Raw genomic sequence first — 18,993 nt, forward strand, 5'->3', positions numbered from 1 at the left:
CGCGTGGCCATCAGACCCGGCATCTCGTGCTCGGCCAACCGGATCTGGTGCCGACCCGCCTCAGCCAGACCCAAGTCCTTCACGGCGAACTCAAGACCGTTGACCTTCTGCAACTTGACGCTCATGACTTCCTTTCTGTTTCTTTCTGATTGGCAGCTGATGGACCAGCGGAATCAGGTGTTGAAGTACTTGGCTTCGGGGTGGTGCGCGATGATCGCGTCGGTGGACTGCTCGGGGTGCAGCTGGAACTCCTCGGAGAGCACGACGCCGATGCGCTCGGCCTCCAGCAGGTCGACCAGCTTGGCCCGGTCCTCGATGTCCGGGCACGCGCCGTACCCGAAGGAGTAGCGGGCGCCCCGGTAGCCGAGCTTGAAGAACTCGCGCACGTCGGAGGGGTCCTCCTGCGCCACGTTGCCGCCGTTGGCCCAGGCCAGCTCGCGCCGCACGCGGCGGTGCCAGTACTCGGCCAGCGCCTCGGTGAGCTGCACGCCCATGCCGTGCACCTCCAGGTAGTCCCGGTAGGCGTTCTTGGCGAACAGCTCGTTGGCGAAGTCGGCGATGGGCTGGCCCATCGTCACCAGCTGGATCGGCAGCACGTCGACCTGCCCGGTCTGCTCGGCCTGCTCCCGGGTGCGGAAGAAGTCGGCCAGGCACAGGCGGCGGTCGCGCTTCTGCCGGGGGAAGAAGAACCGGTGCCGCTCCTGGGCGTCGGGCTCCTCCTTGTCCAGCACCACGAGGTGGTTGCCCTCGGTGACGCACGGGAAGTAGCCGTAGACCACCGCCGCGTGCTGCAGGATGCCCTGCGTGGACAGCTCGTCGATCCAGTGGCGCAGCCGCGGCCGGCCCTCGGACTCCACGAGTTCCTCGTAGGTCGCTCCTTCGCCCTTCTTGGCGCCGCGCAGGCCCCACTGGCCGAAGAACGTGGCGCGCTCGTCCAGCAGCTGCAGGTAGTCGTTGACCGCGACTCCCTTGACCACCTTCGAACCCCAGAACGGCGGGGTCGGGACCTCGACGTCGGCGGCCACGTCGGACCGCGTCGTGTCGTCGTAGCCCGGCTCGTCACCGGCCTCGGCCTTGCGCTTCTCGGCGATGCGCTGGGAACGCGCGCGGCGTTCCTTGCGCTCGGCCTTCTTGGCCTCCTCCGCGGCGTCCTCCTCCGGGGAGTCGCCGCGCTTGATGGCCATCAGGCGGTCCATCAGGTGCAAGCCCTCGAAGGCGTCCTTGGCGTAGCGGACGTCGCCCTCGTAGACCTCGTCGAGGTCCTGCTCCACGAAGGACCGGGTCAGCGCCGCGCCACCGAGCATCACCGGGTACTTCTCGGCGATCCCGCGGGAGTTCATCTCCTGCAGGTTGTCCTTCATGATCACGGTGGACTTCACCAGCAGGCCGGACATGCCGATCGCGTCGACCTTGTGCTCCTCGGCGGCCTCGATGATGGCGTTGATCGGCTGCTTGATGCCGATGTTGACCACGTCGTAGCCGTTGTTGGAGACGATGATGTCGACCAGGTTCTTGCCGATGTCGTGGACATCGCCCTTGACCGTGGCCAGCAGCAGCTTGCCCTTGCCGCCGGAGTCGTCCTTCTCCATGTGCGGTTCGAGGTAGGCCACCGCCGCCTTCATGACCTCGGCCGACTGCAGCACGAACGGCAGCTGCATCTGGCCGGAGCCGAAGAGGTCACCGACGACCTTCATGCCGCCGAGCAGGTCCTCGTTGATGATCTGCAGCGGGGCCTTCTCCTGCATGCCCGCTTCGAGGTCGTCCTCGAGGCCGTTGCGCTCGCCGTCGATGATCCGCTTCTGCAGGCGCTCGAACAGCGGGAGCTTGGCCAGCTCCTCGGCGCGCGAGGCGCTGGAGGACTTCGCGGTCTGGCCCTCGAAGAGCTCCATGAGCTTCTGCAGCGGGTCGTAGTCCCCTTCGCGCCGGTCGTAGACCAGGTCCAGGGCGACCTTGCGCGGCTCCTCGTCGATCTTGTTCATCGGCAGGATCTTCGAGGAGTTCACGATCGCCGAGTCCAGCCCGGCCTCGCGGCACTCGTTGAGGAACACCGAGTTGAGCACCTGGCGCGCGGCCGGGTTCAGACCGAAGGACACGTTCGACAGACCCAAGGTGGTCTGCACGGCCGGGTGCCGCTTCTTGAGCTCCTTGATGGCCTCGATCGTCTCGATGCCGTCCTTGCGGACCTCTTCCTGACCGGTGGTGATCGGGAAGACCAGGCAGTCGATGATGATCGCGGACTCGTCCAGACCCCAGTTGGTGGTCAGGTCCTCGATCATCCGCTCGGCGACGCGCAGCTTCCAGTCCTTGGTGCGCGCCTGACCCTCTTCGTCGATGCAGGTGACCACGACGGTGGCACCGTGCTCGCGGACCATCTCCATGACCCGCTGGAACCGGCCGCCCGGTTCGGTGCCGTCCTCGTAGTTGACCGAGTTGACCGCGCAGCGCCCGCCCAGGTGCTCCAGGCCGGCCTCGATCACGTCGGGCTCGGTGGAGTCGACCATGATCGGCAGCGTCGACGCGGTGGCCAGCCGCGAGGCCAGCTCCCGCATGTCGTGCGTGCCGTCGCGGCCCACGTAGTCCACGCACAGGTCGAGCATGTGCGCGCCCTCGCGGGTCTGGGCCTTGGCGATCTCGACGCAGTCCTCGTAGCGCTCCTCGAGCATCGCCTCGCGGAACGCCTTCGAGCCGTTGGCGTTGGTGCGCTCACCGACGTTGAGGATCGAGGCGTCCTGGTCGAACGGGACGCTCTGGTACACCGAGGACACCGACGGGATGATCTCCGGCGTGCGCACCGTCGGAGCGGTACCGCCCACGGCCTCGGCCACCGCGCGGACGTGGTCGGTGGTCGTGCCGCAGCAACCGCCGACCAGCCGCGCGCCGTAGTCGCGCACGAAGCCGGCCAGCGCTTCGGCCAGCTCGTCGGGCTGCAGCGGGTACACCGCGCCGTTGGGGCCCAGCTCCGGCAGACCGGCGTTGGGCATCACCGACAGCGGGATGCTCGAGTTCTGCGCCAGCACCCGCAGGTGCTCGCTCATCTCGGCAGGACCCGTCGCGCAGTTCATGCCGATCAGGTCGATGCCGAGCGGTTCCAGCGCGGTCAGCGCCGCGCCGATCTCGGAACCGACCAGCATCGTGCCGGTGGTCTCCACGGTGACCTGGGCGATGATCGGCAGCTTCTGGCCGGTCTGGGCCATCGCGCGCTTGGCGGCCACGATGGAGGCCTTGGTCTGCAGCAGGTCCTGCGAGGTCTCCACCAGGAAGACGTCGATGCCCCCGTCGAGCATGCCCAGGGCCTGCTCGTAGTAGGCGTCGCGCAGCTTGGCGTAGGGCGCGTGGCCCAGGGTGGGCAGCTTGGTACCCGGTCCCATCGAGCCCAGCACGAACCGCTTGCGGTCCGGCGTGGAGTACTCGTCGGCGGCCTCGCGGGCCAGCCGCGACCCGACCTCGGCGAGCTCCCGGATGCGCTCCGGGATGTCGTACTCGGCCAGGTTGGCCCAGTTGGCGCCGAAGGTGTTGGTCTCGATCGCGTCCGAGCCCGCGTCCAGGTAACCCCGGTAGATCGAGGACACCACGTCGGGCCGGGTCACGTTGAGGATCTCGTTGCAGCCCTCCAGGTTGGAGAAGTCGTCCAGACTGAGGTCGTAGGCCTGCAACGCGGTGCCCATGCCGCCATCGGCGACGAGAACGCGCTCGTCGATGGCGGCCAGGAACCCGCTGGGATCGTTGTGCCGGTCTGACATGCCGCTACTCCCCGTTCGTCAGCGCAGCTTCGGCCCGACCTCGGCGGCTGCCTCGTCGCCGTAGGCCTCGGCGATGCGGGCCAGGAACGAGTCCCGCTCGACGTCGTACTCCTGCGGACCGTCGGTCTCCAGCGAGACGGTCGCCAGCGTGCAGCCCAGCTGCAGCGACCGCTCCAGGCTCAGACCGCCCTTGAGCCCGGCGAGGAAGCCCGCGCGGAGCGCGTCGCCGACACCGGTCGGGTCGCCCTTCTGCTTCTCCTTCGGGGGCTCGACCAGCAGCGTCGGTTCGCCCTTGGCCTTGACCTGGACGCCCTTCGGGCCGAGCGAGGTGACCCACTTGCCGACACGGCCGAGGACCTCGTCCTCGGACCAGCCGGTGCTCTGCAGCAGCAGGCCGTGCTCGTACTCGTTGGTGAACAGGTACTGCGCGCCGTCCACGAGTTTACGGATGTCGTCGCCTTCCATGCGGGCCAGCTGCTGGCCCGGGTCGGCGAGGAAGTGGTAGCCGCGGTCCCGGCACTCCTGGGTGTGGCGCACCATCGCGTCGGGGTCGTTGGCCGAGATGACGACGATGTCGAGACCACCGAGCCGGTCGGCGACGGGCTTGAGCTCGATCTCGCGGGCCTCGGCCATCGCACCGGCGTAGAACGAGGCGATCTGGTTCAGATCGGTGTCGGTGGTGCACAGGAAGCGCGCGGTGTGCTTGGTCTCCGAGACGTGCACGGACTCGGTGTCCACGCCGTGCCGCTCCAGCCACGCGCGATAGTCGTTGAAGTCCTGGCCGACCGCGCCCACCAGCGTCGAGGTCACACCCAGCTTTCCGAGGCCGAAGGTGATGTTGCCGGCGATGCCGCCGCGACGCACCTCCAGCTCGTCCACCAGGAACGACAGCGAGACCTGCTCCAGCCGGTCGGCCACGAGCTGGTCGGTGAACCTACCGGGGTAGGACATCAGGTGGTCGGTGGCGATCGAACCGGTCACCGCAATCCGCACTTAAATAACTCCTTCACCAGGGCAGGCTGCGGGACGCTGCCATGTGGGCGGCGCCCCGCAGCCTGCGACAGCTTCGTCGGTAGTGGCTTACAGACCGGCAGCGGCCTTGAGGGCCTCGGCGCGGTCGGTCTTCTCCCACGGCAGGTCGACGTCGCTGCGCCCGAAGTGACCGTAAGCCGCGGTCGGGGCGTAGATGGGCCGAAGGAGGTCGAGGTCACGGACGATGGCGCCGGGGCGCAGGTCGAAGACCTCGTTGATGGCCGCCTGGATCTTGACCGGGTCGACGTTCTCGGTGCCGAAGGTCTCGACGAACAGGCCGACCGGGGCGGCCTTGCCGATCGCGTAGGCGACCTGGACCTCGATGCGGCCGGCCAGGCCCGCGGCGACCGCGTTCTTGGCCACCCAGCGCATGGCGTAGGCCGCGGAGCGGTCCACCTTCGACGGGTCCTTGCCGGAGAACGCGCCACCACCGTGGCGGGCCATGCCGCCGTAGGTGTCGACGATGATCTTCCGGCCGGTCAGACCGGCGTCACCCATCGGGCCACCGACGACGAAGCGACCGGTCGGGTTGATCAGGACGCGGGCGTCGCTCGCGTCCAGACCGGCCCGCTCCAGCTCCGGAGCGATGACGTGCTTCTGGATGTCGCCGACCAGCTGGCCCTCGAGGTCGATCTCCTCGGCGTGCTGGGTCGACAGCACGACGGTGTCGAGGCGGACGGCCTGGTCACCGGCGTACTCGATGGTGACCTGGGTCTTGCCGTCGGCGCGCAGGTACGGCAGCGTGCCGTCCTTGCGCACGTTGGTCAGGCGGCGCGACATGCGGTGCGCCAGAGTGATCGGCAGCGGCGCCAGCTCGTCGGTGTCGTTGCAGGCGTAGCCGAACATCAGGCCCTGGTCGCCGGCGCCCTGCTTGGCGATCTCGTCGTCGCTGCCCTCGACGCGCTTCTCGTGCGCCTCGTCGACGCCCTGGGCGATGTCCGGGGACTGCTGACCGATGGCGACGTTGACGCCGCAGGAGGCGCCGTCGAAGCCCTTCACCGACGAGTCGTAGCCGATCTCGAGGACCTTGTCCCGGACCAGGGTCGGGATGTCGACGTAGGCCTTCGTGGTGACCTCGCCGGCGACGTGCACCTGGCCGGTGGTGACCAGGGTCTCCACGGCGACGCGCGAAGCCGGGTCCTGGGCCAGCATCGCGTCCAGGATCGAGTCGCTGATCGCGTCGCACATCTTGTCCGGGTGGCCCTCGGTCACCGACTCACTGGTGAACAACCGGCGGTTGATCTCACTCACGACTGCTCCTCACCTCACAAGCTTTGCAGCTTTGATCCTTGCGTACGGTAGTCAGGTTCTCTTCCCGGGGGACCTCAGACTCGGGCGTGAATGATGCCCCACGCGAGGTTCCCCGCCTTGCCCCCCGACACCCAGTTCTTAAGGCCGGTCTTCATCTTGGTGCGGTAGGCGTCACTGATCTTGTCGGCAAGATCACCCTCTCGGGCTTCCAGTTCCTGCAGGACCCGGCCGTAGTGGATGGCCAGGTACTCGGTCAGGTCCTCGAACTCGAAGTTCTGCAGACCCAGACGGGCGAGCTCACGGCGGTAGAAGCCGGGCGAACCCATCGTGTCCAGGCTCAGCCGATCCAGGATCGGACCGAGGTCGGAGTTCTTGGCGGTGTCGGCCGCCATCGGGTCGGTGAACAGGAAGGATCCCTTGGGCTTGAGGACGCGGGTGACCTCTTCCAGGACGCGCGGGCGGTCGCCGCTGTGCAGGATCGCGTCCTGCGACCAGACGATGTCGAAGGCGTTGTCCTGGAACGGGATGTCCTCGAAGGAGCCGTCCTTGACCTCGATGAGCTCGTCGAGGCCCTCGGCCCGGTTGAACTCGACGTTGCGGGCGTTCTCCACCTCGGAGAGGTTCAGGCAGGAGACCTTGCAGCCGTAGGTCTTGGCCAGGTAGCGGGCCGCGCCGCCGTAACCCGCGCCGATGTCGAGGATGCGGGTCTCCGGGGTGATCTCGACCTTGGAAGCCATCCGCTCGACGGTGCGGCGGGAGGCGGTGTCGATGTTCTCGGTCTCGGAGCTGTAGAGGCCGACGTGGATGTCGTTGCCGCCCCAGACGTGGTAGTAGAAATTGTCCGCGTCTTCGGAGTTGTAGTAGTCGCGGGCGGTGTGCACCGCGGTGGAGTAGACGTCGGCAAGATCGTCTTCCTCGACGTACTTCTTCTCCGCGACGTGGATGTAGAAGTCCGGCTCGCCTTCCTGGTAGGTCTCCTGGAAGTCGCCGTAGGTGTCGATGCGCTGGAATCCGACCTCGCGCATCAGCCGCCGCATGTAGTTCTTGCGCAACGGGTACATGTTCAAGAAGAATTCAGATTTGTCCGGGAAGGTGTACTTGAACCTCGCCAGACCTTCATCCACGTAATCCGGCTCCGCGGAAACGTCCTCACCCGCGTAGTAATACGTGTGTTTGGAGCTGAATCCGTCATCCAGAATGGAATCGTAATTCCGCTGGTCGATGATCAGAACGCCGTCGTGCTTCAGCATGGCGTAGAACTCGGCGAGCGTCTTGCGGCGGTCGCGCTCGGAGAACAGGTGCGTGAACGAGTTCCCGAGACAAATGATCGCGTCGTATTCGCCGTGGACGTCACGATTCAGCCAGCGCCAGTCGGCGTGCACGACGCGCAGAATGTGCCCGCCGTACTCGAGCCCGTTCTGGAATGCCTTGGCCAGCATCTGCGGACTGCCGTCCGCGGAGACCGTCTCGAAGCCCTCCTCGAGCAGCCGCACCGAGTGGAACCCGGTACCGGTGGCCACATCCAGGACGGACCTGACACCGCGAGCCTTGAGCTGGTCGATGAAGAAGCTGCCCTCGCTCTCGTAGCGCTTCTTCCAGTCGATCAGATCGTCCCACTTCTCCACGAATCCACCGACGTACTCGTGGGTGTAGTGGTCCGACTCGCGCACCTCCAACGGATTCTCGCCGAACACCTGCTCTTCACGGGCCACCAGATCGGCCGTGTCAGGCGAACCAGCCTCGTCAGAAGTCAGGTCGTCCACGCTCTTGGCCATTTTCACTCCCACCACTCACGTTGGTCATGCGCCACCCACGAACTTCAGGCATGCGCAAATCCGTGCCCCGAGCATGTGTCTCGCGGCCGTGCGGGTCGCCACTGCGAAAAAAGGCAACACCTCCGACCGGCGCGGGCAGCCGAGAAAACGCTCAAGGCCGCAGCACCAACGCCGATCACACTCGGCCGGCACCTTTGCCAACCGGCGCGACGCATTTCCGTGCGTCGCTTAACCAACCTAGGCGAAGGAGATCACGAAGCAAGCGTACAAACGTGTGACGGTAATCACCGCAATGCGATGATTGCGTGATTCCCATTGTCACCCTGGGTGAAAAAATGCGCTACCACCAGGGAATATTCCAGATGATTTTGGAGCTGATAACGATCACGTGAGTGCAACAAAATCCCGGAAGATGTACACTAACGCGCGCCTGATATAGCACAATGTTCGCGCCATATCAAGAGTTCCGATCGACAAGATTTCTATGAATAGCCGATGCGGCGGTTGACTTTTTGCCCCTCGCGGTACTTGCATCGAAGAGCGGAGCACGGATGTTACGGCGTTCACCCCCGGAGCGCCATAACTTTTTCTCGAGTGTCAGTCAATCGGTGCATCCGCCCCGGGGACGCCGGACCGATCCAGCGCCCGCATGAACCCGGGTACCCGTCCGGACCGGATCGCACACCCGGCCCGGACGGCGGCGCACGCGCCCTCAGTCAGCTCCTGAGCCCGGGGAAGTCCTCGTCGCGGTACTCGTCCCGCACGCGCTCCCCCGACTCGTAGAGATCGCCCTCCCGGCCCCGCAGCTCGACCCGCCGGATCTTGCCGGAGATGGTCTTGGGCAAGTCGAAGAACTCCAGCCGGCGGACCCGCTTGTAGGGCGCGAGGTTCTCCCGGGCGAAGCGCAGGATCGACTCGGCGGTGCGCTCGTCGGGCTCATGACCGGCTGCCAGGACCACGTAGGCCTTGGGCACCGCCAGCCGGACCGGATCCGGCGCGGGCACCACGGCCGCCTCGGCGACCGCCTCGTGCTCCAGCAGGACGCTCTCCAGCTCGAACGGTGAGATCCGGTAGTCGGAGGCCTTGAACACGTCGTCGGTGCGCCCGACGTAGGTGATGTAGCCGTCGGCGTCCCGGGATCCGACGTCACCGGTGTGGTAGTGACCGCCCCGGGTGACCTCGTCGGTGCGCTCGGTGTCGTCGGCGTAGCCGGTCATCAGCCCGACCGGGCGCGGCTGCAGCGCCAGGCAGATCTCGCCCTCGTCGGCCTCCTCGCCGGTCGCCGGGTCCAGCAGCACCACCTCGAAGCCGGGCAGCGGGCGGCCCATCGAGCCCGTCCGCACCTCCTGCCCCGGGGTGTTGGCCACCTGGACGCTGGTCTCGGTCTGGCCGAAGCCGTCGCGGATGGTCACCGACCAGGCACGACGCACCTGCTCGATGATCTCCGGGTTGAGCGGTTCGCCCGCCCCGACGACCTTCGCCGGTGGCGTGCGCAACGACCCCAGGTCGGCCTGGATGAGCATCCGCCACACCGTCGGCGGTGCGCAGAAGCTGGTGATCCCGCAGCGCTGCATCTGCTCCAGCAGACCCGCCGGGTCGAAGCGCGAGTAGTTGTAGATGAACACCGTCGCCTCGGCGTTCCACGGGGCGAAGAAGTTGCTCCAGGCGTGCTTGGCCCACCCCGGCGAGGAGATGTTGAGGTGAACGTCACCGGGTTCCAGCCCGATCCAGTACATCGTGGACAAGTGGCCCACCGGGTACGAGACGTGCGTGTGCTGAACGAGTTTCGGCTTCGCCGTGGTGCCTGAGGTGAAGTACAGCAACATCGGGTCGTCGGCCCCGGTCGGGCCGTCGGCGGTGAAATTTCCTTCCGCTCCCGCGCTTTCGGCGTAGGAGTGCCATCCCTCCACCTCGGACCCGACGGCGATCCGGGTGTAATCGCCCGGCACGTCGGCGAATTTCGCCGCGTCGTCCGATGTGGTCACCACGTGGCGGGCCTGGCCGCGGTCGACCCGGTCGCGCAGGTCGGCCGGACCCAGCAGCGGGGTCGCGGGGATGATCACCGCGCCGAGCTTCATCGCCGCCAGGATCGTCTCCCACAGCTCGACCTGGTTGCCCAGCATCAGGATCAACCGGTCGCCGCGCGCGACGCCGAGCCCGCGCAGCCAGTTGGCGACCTGGTTCGAGCGGCGGGCCATCTCGGCGAAGGTGATCTTCTGCTCACCGCCGCCGGCCTCGACGATCCACAGCGCCAGCTCGTCCGGGCGGCGCTCGGCGATGGTGTCGAACCACTCCAGCGCCCAGTTGAACTCCTCGAAGCGGGGCCAGCTGAAGCCCTGCCGCGCCGCGTCGTAGTCCTCGCGACACCGCAACAGGTAGTCGCGCGCGGCCAGGAATTCCGCACCGGCCGATCTCGCCGTCGCTTCGCCGATCACTCCGGTCTCCTCACTCCTGCGCTGCACTGCCGGGGGAAGAAGTGGACCATGTGCGCGGAGGGGTCTGCCAGCCCAACGGGGTGCACTCGTTGCTCCGATCTGCCGGTCCTGGCTCGCTGCTGTTGACTCCTCGTGCGGTTGTGGTCATTGTTGTTGATTACTGGTGATTTTCTTTCGGAATTTCCGGCGTCAAGGAGGACACCGTGTTCCGACCTGTCACGACGATTGCCACCGCACTCCTGCTCACCTTCTCCGGAGCACCCGCAACGATGGCCACCGCCCAACCAGATTGGCAGCCGAAGGAACCACCTCTGAGCACGCCGTGGACCGACCAGGTCGGCCCGGACAACGCCCTGCCCGAGTACCCGAGACCCCAGCTGACCCGCGAACGCTGGCTCAACCTCAACGGCCTGTGGGACTACACCGGCGGGCAGAACGCCACCGAGCAGATCCTGGTGCCCTACCCGCCCGAATCGGCGCTGTCGGGCGTGCAGCGCCACGACGACCAGATGACCTACGAACGCACCTTCGAGGTGCCCGCCGACTGGTCGGGGCAGCGGCTGATCCTGCACTTCGGGGCCGTCGACCAGCGCGCCGAGGTCTCGGTCAACGGCAAGCAGGTGGCGGTGCACGAGGGCGGCTACACCGCCTTCTCCGCCGACATCACCGATGCCGTGAGACCCGGTGCGCCGCAGCAGCTCACCGTCGCGGTCTCGGACGGGAACGAGACCCAGCCCTACCCGGTGGGCAAGCAGCGCAACGATCCCGGCGGCATCCTCTACACCGGTGCCTCCGGCATCTGGCAGACCGTGTGGCTCGAACCGGTCGCTCCGGCGCACGTCACCGGGCTGGACATCAACCCCGACCTGACCGGGTTCGGGATCACCGCCAAGACCTCCGCCGACAACGGCGAGCAGGTCGAGGTCGCGGTGCGCGACGCCGAGGGCAACGAGGTCACCAAGACCACCGGCCCCGCAGGCGAACCGGTGCGCGTGGACGTGCCGCAACCGCACCTGTGGACCCCCGACGACCCGTACCTCTACGACCTGACGGTGCGCCTGCGCGGCGCTGACGGCGCCGTGCTCGACGAGGTCGGCAGCTACACCGGTCTGCGCACGACGGGGCTGGTCAACGACGAGCAGGGCCGACCGCGGATGGCGCTCAACGGCAAGATCGTCTTCCAGCACGGTCCGCTGGACCAGGGCTACTGGCCGGACGGCATCTACACCGCGCCGACCGACGAGGCGCTGCGCTTCGACCTGGACAAGACCAAGGAGCTGGGCTTCAACATGGTCCGCAAGCACGTCAAGGTCGAGCCGGCGCGCTGGTACTACTGGGCGGACCGGCTGGGGCTGATGGTCTGGCAGGACATGCCGTCGCTGCCGATCGACCTGAACATCCCGCCGGAGGACAGCCCGCCGCCGTCGGAGGAGATGAAGGCGCACTACCGCGCCGAGTGGGTCGACATCATCGACCAGCTGCGCAGTTCCACCTCGATCGTGGCGTGGGTGCCGTTCAACGAGGGCTGGGGCGAGTTCGACACCGCCGAGATCAGCGACCTGACCCGGCGCACCGACCCGACGCGGCTGATCAACGCCTCCAGCGGGGTGAACTGCTGCTACTCGCTGCCCGACAGCGGCGCCGGTGACATCTACGACGACCACACCTACGTGGGTCCGGGTGCGCCGACGGTCAAGGACGGCCGGGCGATCGTCGACGGCGAGTACGGCGGGCTGGGGCTGGCCGAGGAAGGGCACCTGTGGCCGGGTGAGCCCAGCGCGTACGAGATGACCGAGAGCAGGGAGCAGCTGACCCAGCGCTACGGCGAGGTCAGCGACGAGCTGGCGCGCGTCATCGGGGCCAACGGCCTGTCGGCGGCGATCTACACCCAGACCACCGATGTGGAGAACGAGGTCAACGGCTTCCTCACCTACGACCGGCAGGTCATGAAACCGGACGTGGCCTCGGTGCGCGACCACAACACCGCCGCCATCGAAGCGGGAAGCCGATGAGGAGTCCGATGAGATCGACGAAGATCACCAGACGTGGTGCGCTGCTCGGGGCCGCTGGGACGGCCGGTGCGCTGGCGGCCCTGCCCGGTGCCGCGCAGGCCGCACCTGGTGCTCCCCCGACCGCGAGCGGGCGCCTCTACGAGATCGGCGCGGGACGGCATCGCGCGGTGGTCGGCGGTGTGGCCGCCTCGATGCTGTCCTGGACGGTCGACGGCCAGGAGATGCTGCTGACGCACGACCCCGACGACGTCGGGGAGGGCTACCAGGGCAAGACGATCCTGCCGTGGGCCAACCGGATCGACCACGGCGCCTACACCTTCGAGGGCGAGGAGCTGCAGGTCGCGATCAACGAGCCGGAGCGCGACGCCGCGCTGCACGGGCTGATGAACTTCGTGGAGTGGTCGCCGGTGCACCACCGCGCCGATTCGGTGGTGCTGGAGCACGTGCTGCCGCCGGACTACGGCTACCCGTTCCAGCTGGCGTTCCGCATCGAGTACCGGGTCGACGACCGCGGTTTCTCCAGCACCCTGTCGGCGACCAACGTCGGGCGCGGCCCGGCGCCGTTCGGCACCGCCAACCACACCTACCTGGCGGCGGCCCCGGGCACCCGGATCGACGACATCGTGCTGGAGATCCCGGCCGACACCTACTACGTGGTCAACGACCGGCTCATTCCTACCGGGACCGCGCAGGTGGCCGGCACCGACTACGACTTCCGCACCGCCCGGCCCATCGCGGACACCGCGATGGACACCGCCTTCACCGGCCTGCACCACGCGGGCGGCGAAGCGGTGGTGCGCTTCCGGCGGCCGGACGTCGACGTGCAGCTGTGGGTCGACGAAACCCACCGCTACCTGCAGGTCTACACCGACGACGACCCCAGCACCGACCGCCCGGGCCGGGCGGGGCTGACCGTGGAGCCGATGACGTTGGCGCCCAACGCCTTCGTCTCCGGTGACGGGCTGATCGTCCTGCAACCGGGCCAGACCCACACCGGCAGCTGGGGCTACCGCCTCGCCGAGTGATCGGCCGCCGTTCGGGGGTGGGAGTTCCAGCGGGAACTCCCACCCCTCGATGACCGTTAGGGTGGGGCGCGTGGCCGAATACATCCAGATCCCCACGCCGGCAGGCAAGTTCGACGCGTTGACCGCGGGCCCCGAGGACGGGCGCCCGGTGCTGCTGCTGCACGGATTTCCCGAAGCCGCAGTGGAGTGGAGCGAGCAGCTGGGAGTGCTCGGCGGCGCCGAGTGCTTCGCCGTCGCGCCGGACCAGCGCGGCTACTCCCCCGGCGTCCGCCCGGAGCAGGTCGCCGACTACCGGATGCAGGAGCTGGTCGGCGACGTGCTGGCCATCGCCGACCACTTCGGGTGGGAGCGCTTCGACCTGGTCGGCCACGACTGGGGCGCGGCGGTGGCGTGGTCGGTCGCAGCCGAGCACCCCGACCGGATCCGCACACTGACCGCGGTGTCGATCCCGCACCTGGACGCCTTCACCAAGGCCGTGCGCGAGGACGAGGACCAGCAGCAGCGCTCGGCCTACATGCAGGCGCTGCGCTCCTCCACCGCCGAGAAGACGCTGCTGGCCGACAACGCCGCCAAGCTGCGCCGGATCTACTACCCGGGCGTGCCCGAGCACCACGTCGACGACTACGTGCAGCGGCTGACCGAACCGGGCGCGCTGACCGGCGCGCTCAACTGGTACCGGGCATCGCGGTTCAACGAGGAGATCGGTCCGGTCACCGTGCCCACCCTGTTCGTGTGGAGCACCGAGGACGTCGCCGTGGGCTCCACCGCCGCGCTGGCCACCGAGCAGCACGTCACCGGCCCGTACCGGTTCGAGATGCTGCAGGAGGTCTCGCACTGGATCCCGGAGGAAGCGCCCGATTCGCTGACGCGCCTGCTGCTGCAGCACCTGCTCGCGCACGCCGAGTGATGTCTTGCCGGTGGCGGTCCGGGCGGTGAGCATGACATCGGTCCGGATTTCCGAGTCGCCGTAGGAGTGCTCGTGAAGGGTTCCGAAGGTCTGCTGGCCACCGCCGCTGCCGCCGGTGTCGACATCTGCTTCGCCAACCCCGGCACCACCGAGATCCCGCTGGTCGAAGCGTTCGACCAGGTCCCCGGGGTGCGGGCGGTGCTGGGCCTGTCCGAGGGCGTGGTGACCGGCGCCGCCGACGGCTACGGCCGGATGACGGGCACACCCGCGCTCACCCTGCTGCACCTGGGGCCCGGGTTCGCCAACGGCATCGCGAACCTGCACAACGCGCGCCGCGCCCGCACCCCGATCGTCAACATCGTCGGCGAGCACGCGTCCTGGCACCAATCCGCCGACGCGCCGCTGAGCAGCGACATCGAGTCGCTGGCGAACCCGGTGTCGGGCTGGGTGGGGCGCACCACCTCGGCCGCGGCGGCCTCCGGCGAGTTCGCCGAGGCCTACCTCGCGGCGCTGCGGAACCGGCTGCCGGCGACGCTGATCGCCGCCGCCGACCACATGTGGAGCCAGGGCGGCATGCCCGCGACCGCGCCCAGCGCACCCGAGCGCCCGCAGGTCGACGAGCAGCGGATCGCCGAGATCGCCAAGGTGCTCTCGGCCGGGCGGCGCCCGGTGCTGCTGCTGGGCGGGCAGGCGGTGGAGGACGCCGCGGGGATCCGCACGGCGGTCCGGATCGCGACCAAGGCGGGCGCTGCGGTGCTCGCCGAACGCGGCAGCGCCCGCGTGGAGCGCGGTCCCGGCATCCCGCCGGTGCGGATGCTGCCGTACTTCCCGGAGGCCGTGACCGAAGCGTTCGAGGGCTTCTCGGACCTGATCCTCATCGGTGCCCGCACCCCGGTGTCCTTCTTCGGCTACAAGGGCCAGCCCAGCCACCCGCTGCCCGACGGGCTGCGGGTGCACGAGCTGGCCGGTACCGACGCCGACGCGCTCAACGCCCTCGCCGCGCTCGCCGAGGCCACGGGCAGTGCGGCCGAGGAACTCCCGAAGGCCGTGCGCCCGGCGGTCACCGCGCCCTCGGGACCGCTGGACGCGGACGCGATCTCCGCGGCGATCGTGCTCACCCAGCCGGAGAACGCGATCATCGTCAACGAGGGCGTGTCGTCCTCGGCGTCCTACCCGGCGATCGCCGACGCCGCGCCCGCGCACTGCGAGCTGTCGCAGACCGGCGGTGCGATCGGCATGGGCATGCCGGTGGCCACGGGTGCCGCGATCGCGTGCCCGGACCGCGCGGTGATCAACCTGCAGGCCGACGGCAGCGCCGCCTACACCGTCCAGGCGCTGTGGACCCAGGCCCGCGAGTCCCTGAACGTCACCACGGTGATCTGCTCGAACTCCCGGTACCGCATCCTCGACCAGGAACTGCAGCGCGCGGGTATCGACGATCCCGGCGCCGCCGCGGCGTCCATGACCAGCCTGGGCGATCCCGCCCTCGACTGGCTGGCGGTCGCCCGGGGCTTCGGCGTGGAGGCGGTGCGCGTCACCACGGGCGAAGACCTCATCGATGCGCTCACCCGGGCCCACCAGCAGCCGGGGCCCCGCCTCGTCGAAGCCGTCCTCTGACCGTCGTCTGGTGCGGAAGAGCCCTGCCCCGCTCGAAGGCGGGGCAGGGGGGGTACGAGCGATCCCCGCCCGGGCCGAAGGGGCCGGGGTGGGGGGCCCGCAGGAGCTTCTGCAGGTCGGCGGGCTTCGCCGATGCTGCCTGGGCGACCTGCTCGCGGGCCAGGTCGTCGTAGGTGGGACGCGTGGTGCTGCGGAAGATCCCGGTGATCGCCGGGCTGAGGTCCTGACCGCCGAGGCGGGACAGGGCGAAGGCCAGCGACGGGTCCTCCCGCTCGGCGTCGTGCACCACGACGTCGGCGGAGTCCACTTCGGACAGCTTCGCGACGCGCAGCCCCTCGTGCCCCTGCACCACGCCGTACTGCTCGTCCTCCGGCCCGAACACGATCGGCTCGCCGTGGGTGAGCGAGACGATCCGGCGCTGCTTCTCCTCGTTGTCCTTGAGGACGTCGAAGGCGCCGTCGTTGAAGATCGGGCAGTTCTGGTAGATCTCCACCAGCGCGCTGCCCCGGTGCTCGGCGGCGGCCTTGAGGGTGTCGGTGACGCTCGCGCGATCGGAGTCGATCACCCGCGCCACGAACGAGGCCTCCGCGCCCAGCGCCAGCGACACCGGGTTGAACGGGTGGTCCAGCGAGCCGGCCGGGGTGGACTTGGTGACCTTGCCGACCTCGCTGGTCGGCGAGTACTGGCCCTTGGTCAGCCCGTAGATCCGGTTGTTGAACAGCAGGATCTTCAGGTTGACGTTGCGGCGCAGCGCGTGGATCAGGTGGTTGCCGCCGATCGACAGCGCGTCGCCGTCACCGGTGACCACCCACACCGACAGGTCCGGCCGCGAGGTGGCCAGACCCGTGGCGATGGCCGGGGCGCGCCCGTGGATGGAGTGCATCCCGTAGGTGTTCATGTAGTACGGGAACCGGGACGAGCACCCGATGCCCGAGACGAACACGATGTTCTCGCGCTTGAGCCCCAGCGACGGCAGGAACGACTGGACCGCGTTGAGCACGACGTAGTCGCCGCACCCCGGGCACCAGCGCACTTCCTGGTCGGACTTGAAGTCCTTGGCCTTCTGCGGCGCATCAGCGGCCGGCACCCCGGCCAGCCCGCCGAGCGACGGCATTCCCAGCTCGGTGGCGGTCACGCGGACACCCCCTGCAAGACATCGGTGAGCACGTTCTGCAGTTCTTCGGCCTGGAAGGGCAGGCCGGCGACCTTGGTGTAGGACTGCACGTCGACGAGGTAGCGGGCGCGCAGCAGCATCGCCAGCTGGCCGAGGTTCATCTCCGGCACGATCACCTCGTCGTAGCCGCGCAGCACCTCGCCGAGGTTGGCGGGCATCGGGTTGAGGTAGCGCAGGTGCGCACTCGCGACCTGCAGGCCCTGCGCCCGCACCCGGCGGCACGCCGCGCCGATCGGCCCGTAGGAGGAACCCCAGCCCAGCACCAGCACCCGCGCCTCGCCCGACGGGTCGTCGACGGTGAGGTCGGGAACGGTCACGCCATCGATCTTGCGCTGCCGCAACCGGACCATGTGGTCGTGGTTGTCCGGGTCGTAGGAGATGCTGCCCTTGCCGTCGGCCTTCTCCAGCCCGCCGACCCGGTGCTCCAGACCCGGCGTGCCCGGCACCGCCCACTCGCGGGCCAGGGTCTGCTCGTCGCGCACGTACGGCCAGAACTCGCCGGAACCGTCCGGCGCGTTGGGCTCGGTCGCGAACTCCACGCTCAGGTCCGGCAACGACGCGACGTCCGGGATCAGCCACGGCTCGGAGCCGTTGGCGATCGCCCCGTCCGAGAGCAGCAGCACCGGCGTCCGGTACTCCAGGGCGATGCGCGCCGCGTCCAGCGCGATCTCGAAGCAGTCCGCCGGCGAGCACGGCGCCAGCACCGGCACCGGCGATTCGCCGTTGCGCCCGTAGAGGGCCTGCAGCAGGTCGGCCTGCTCGGTCTTGGTCGGCAGACCGGTCGAGGGCCCACCGCGCTGGATGTCGCACACCAGCAGCGGCAGCTCCAGCGCCACCGCGAGACCGATGGTCTCCGACTTCAGCGCCAGACCCGGGCCCGACGTGGTCGTCACACCCAGCGAACCGCCGAAGGAGGCGCCCAGCGCGGCCCCGACACCGGCGATCTCGTCCTCCGCCTGGAAGGTGGTCACGCCGAAGTTCTTGTGCTTGGCCAGCTCGTGCAGCACGTCCGAGGCCGGGGTGATCGGGTAGGTGCCCAGGAACACCGGCAGCCCGCTGCGCTGACCGGCGGCCACGATCCCGTAGGCCAGCGCGGTGTTGCCGGTGATCTGCCGGTAGGTGCCCTCGGGCAGCTTGGCCGGGGAGACCTCGTAGGTCACCGCGAAGGACTCGGTGGTCTCGCCGTAGTTCCAGCCGGCGCGGAAGGCCAGCACGTTGGCCTCGGCGATGTCGGGCTTCTTGGCGAACTTCTCCCGCAAGAACCGCTCGGTGCCCTCGGTCGGCCGGTGGTACATCCACGACAGCAGACCGAGCGCGAACATGTTCTTGCACCGCTCGGCGTCCTTCTTGCCCAAGCCGGTCTCGGCCAGCGCGCCCTGGGTCAGCGTCCCCATCTGCACCCGGTGCACCGCGTAGAGGTCGTCGAGGACCTCGCCCTCCAGCGGGTCGGCGTCGTAGCCGACCTTGGTGAGGTTGCGCTTGGTGAACTCGTCGGTGTTGACGATCAGGATCCCACCATGCGGAAGATCGCCGAGGTTGGCCTTCAGGGCCGCCGGGTTCATCGCCACCAGCACGTCCGGCCGGTCGCCGGGGGTGAGGATGTCGTAGTCGGCGAAGTGGAGCTGGAAGCTCGACACACCCGGGAGGGTGCCTGCGGGGGCCCGGATCTCAGCCGGAAAGTTCGGCAGCGTGGCCAGGTCGTTCCCGAAGGCCGCGGCCTCCGAGGTGAACCGGTCGCCGGTCAGCTGCATGCCGTCACCGGAGTCACCGGCGAAGCGAATCACGACCCGGTTGAGCTTCCGGGTCCCGTTCGTCCGGTGTCCGTTCGTCGCGCCCAATTGATCCGTTCCCCTTCAATTGCAGGCAACGTTCGTCCTGTGGCGAACGATACAGGTAGTGGCGTGGTCGCGATCACGCAGTCGATCTTGTCGATCACCGTGTGCAAGCCCCCGCGCGAAACGATCCAGTTCCAGATTCCCGCGCAGGCAGGAGGACCTGTATCGATGGTGCAACCGGCGGATGAAC

At 68.5% G+C, this 18,993-nt stretch carries 12 protein-coding genes; 4 read left to right on the top strand and 8 right to left on the bottom strand.

The genetic code is table 11. From position 1 onward, the window contains the following. The 6 genes from R4I43_RS16900 to R4I43_RS16925 all read right to left on the bottom strand — a co-directional run. Positions 1 to 125, bottom strand: a 125-nt coding sequence (locus R4I43_RS16900) for an adenosylhomocysteinase (protein WP_324266760.1), incomplete at its 3' end; no start/stop codon positions are given. A 48-nt stretch (positions 126 to 173) separates the two neighbouring features. After that, entirely contained in the window at positions 174 to 3,740 is a 3,567-nt protein-coding gene (metH, locus tag R4I43_RS16905) for a methionine synthase (protein WP_324266585.1), read from the bottom strand. Positions 3,741 to 3,758: 18 nt separating this feature from the next. Then, the gene (locus tag R4I43_RS16910; RefSeq protein ID WP_324266586.1) at positions 3,759 to 4,733 is read right to left on the bottom strand and encodes a carbohydrate kinase family protein; all 975 of its coding nucleotides are present in this window, start codon (positions 4,731 to 4,733) and stop codon (positions 3,759 to 3,761) included. 87 nt (positions 4,734 to 4,820) lie between these two features. Further along, on the bottom strand, positions 4,821 to 6,023 hold the full coding sequence (metK, locus tag R4I43_RS16915) for a methionine adenosyltransferase (RefSeq protein WP_324266587.1): 1,203 nt from the start codon (positions 6,021 to 6,023) through the stop codon (positions 4,821 to 4,823). A 74-nt stretch (positions 6,024 to 6,097) separates the two neighbouring features. Continuing rightward, positions 6,098 to 7,798: a glycine/sarcosine N-methyltransferase gene (locus R4I43_RS16920; protein ID WP_324266588.1), complete on the bottom strand. Its 1,701-nt coding sequence runs from the start codon at positions 7,796 to 7,798 to the stop codon at positions 6,098 to 6,100. Between the two features lie 716 nt (positions 7,799 to 8,514). Next, on the bottom strand, positions 8,515 to 10,230 hold the full coding sequence (locus R4I43_RS16925) for an AMP-binding protein (RefSeq protein WP_407691266.1): 1,716 nt from the start codon (positions 10,228 to 10,230) through the stop codon (positions 8,515 to 8,517). A 272-nt stretch (positions 10,231 to 10,502) separates the two neighbouring features. Here R4I43_RS16925 and R4I43_RS16930 point away from each other — a divergent pair, with 272 nt between their 5' ends. The 4 genes from R4I43_RS16930 to R4I43_RS16945 all read left to right on the top strand — a co-directional run bounded on the left by R4I43_RS16930 (position 10,503) and on the right by R4I43_RS16945 (position 15,794). Then, positions 10,503 to 12,245: a glycoside hydrolase family 2 protein gene (locus R4I43_RS16930; protein WP_324266761.1), complete on the top strand. Its 1,743-nt coding sequence runs from the start codon at positions 10,503 to 10,505 to the stop codon at positions 12,243 to 12,245. Positions 12,246 to 12,253: 8 nt separating this feature from the next. Continuing rightward, positions 12,254 to 13,270, top strand: coding sequence for an aldose 1-epimerase family protein (locus R4I43_RS16935; RefSeq protein ID WP_324266590.1), 1,017 nt, complete (start codon positions 12,254 to 12,256; stop codon positions 13,268 to 13,270). 70 nt (positions 13,271 to 13,340) lie between these two features. Next, positions 13,341 to 14,177, top strand: coding sequence for an alpha/beta fold hydrolase (locus tag R4I43_RS16940; RefSeq protein ID WP_324266591.1), 837 nt, complete (start codon positions 13,341 to 13,343; stop codon positions 14,175 to 14,177). 72 nt (positions 14,178 to 14,249) lie between these two features. Further along, positions 14,250 to 15,794, top strand: a complete 1,545-nt coding sequence (locus R4I43_RS16945) for an acetolactate synthase large subunit (RefSeq protein ID WP_324266592.1) — start codon at positions 14,250 to 14,252, stop codon at positions 15,792 to 15,794. Here the strand turns inward: R4I43_RS16945 and R4I43_RS16950 are convergent. After that, positions 15,742 to 16,929 (bottom strand): 2-oxoacid:ferredoxin oxidoreductase subunit beta, encoded by a 1,188-nt coding sequence (locus R4I43_RS16950; protein WP_324266593.1) that lies wholly within the window; start codon positions 16,927 to 16,929, stop codon positions 15,742 to 15,744. The genes R4I43_RS16945 and R4I43_RS16950 overlap by 53 nt on opposite strands. Further along, positions 16,926 to 18,806 (bottom strand): 2-oxoacid:acceptor oxidoreductase subunit alpha, encoded by a 1,881-nt coding sequence (locus R4I43_RS16955; protein ID WP_324266594.1) that lies wholly within the window; start codon positions 18,804 to 18,806, stop codon positions 16,926 to 16,928. The genes R4I43_RS16950 and R4I43_RS16955 overlap by 4 nt, the downstream gene beginning before the upstream one ends. Positions 18,807 to 18,993 lie beyond the last annotated feature (187 nt).

Origin of the sequence: Saccharopolyspora mangrovi, assembly GCF_035320975.1 — a bacterium.
Taxonomy (GTDB): Bacteria; Actinomycetota; Actinomycetes; order Mycobacteriales; family Pseudonocardiaceae; genus Saccharopolyspora; species Saccharopolyspora mangrovi.

Coding starts and splice junctions, on each gene's coding strand:
- R4I43_RS16935 (WP_324266590.1), top strand. CDS start 12,254: ATGAGATCGACGAAGATCACCAGACGTGGTGCGCTGCTCGGGGCCGCT.
- R4I43_RS16930 (WP_324266761.1), top strand. CDS start 10,503: ATGGCCACCGCCCAACCAGATTGGCAGCCGAAGGAACCACCTCTGAGC.
- R4I43_RS16920 (WP_324266588.1), bottom strand. CDS start 7,798: ATGGCCAAGAGCGTGGACGACCTGACTTCTGACGAGGCTGGTTCGCCT.
- metH (WP_324266585.1), bottom strand. CDS start 3,740: ATGTCAGACCGGCACAACGATCCCAGCGGGTTCCTGGCCGCCATCGAC.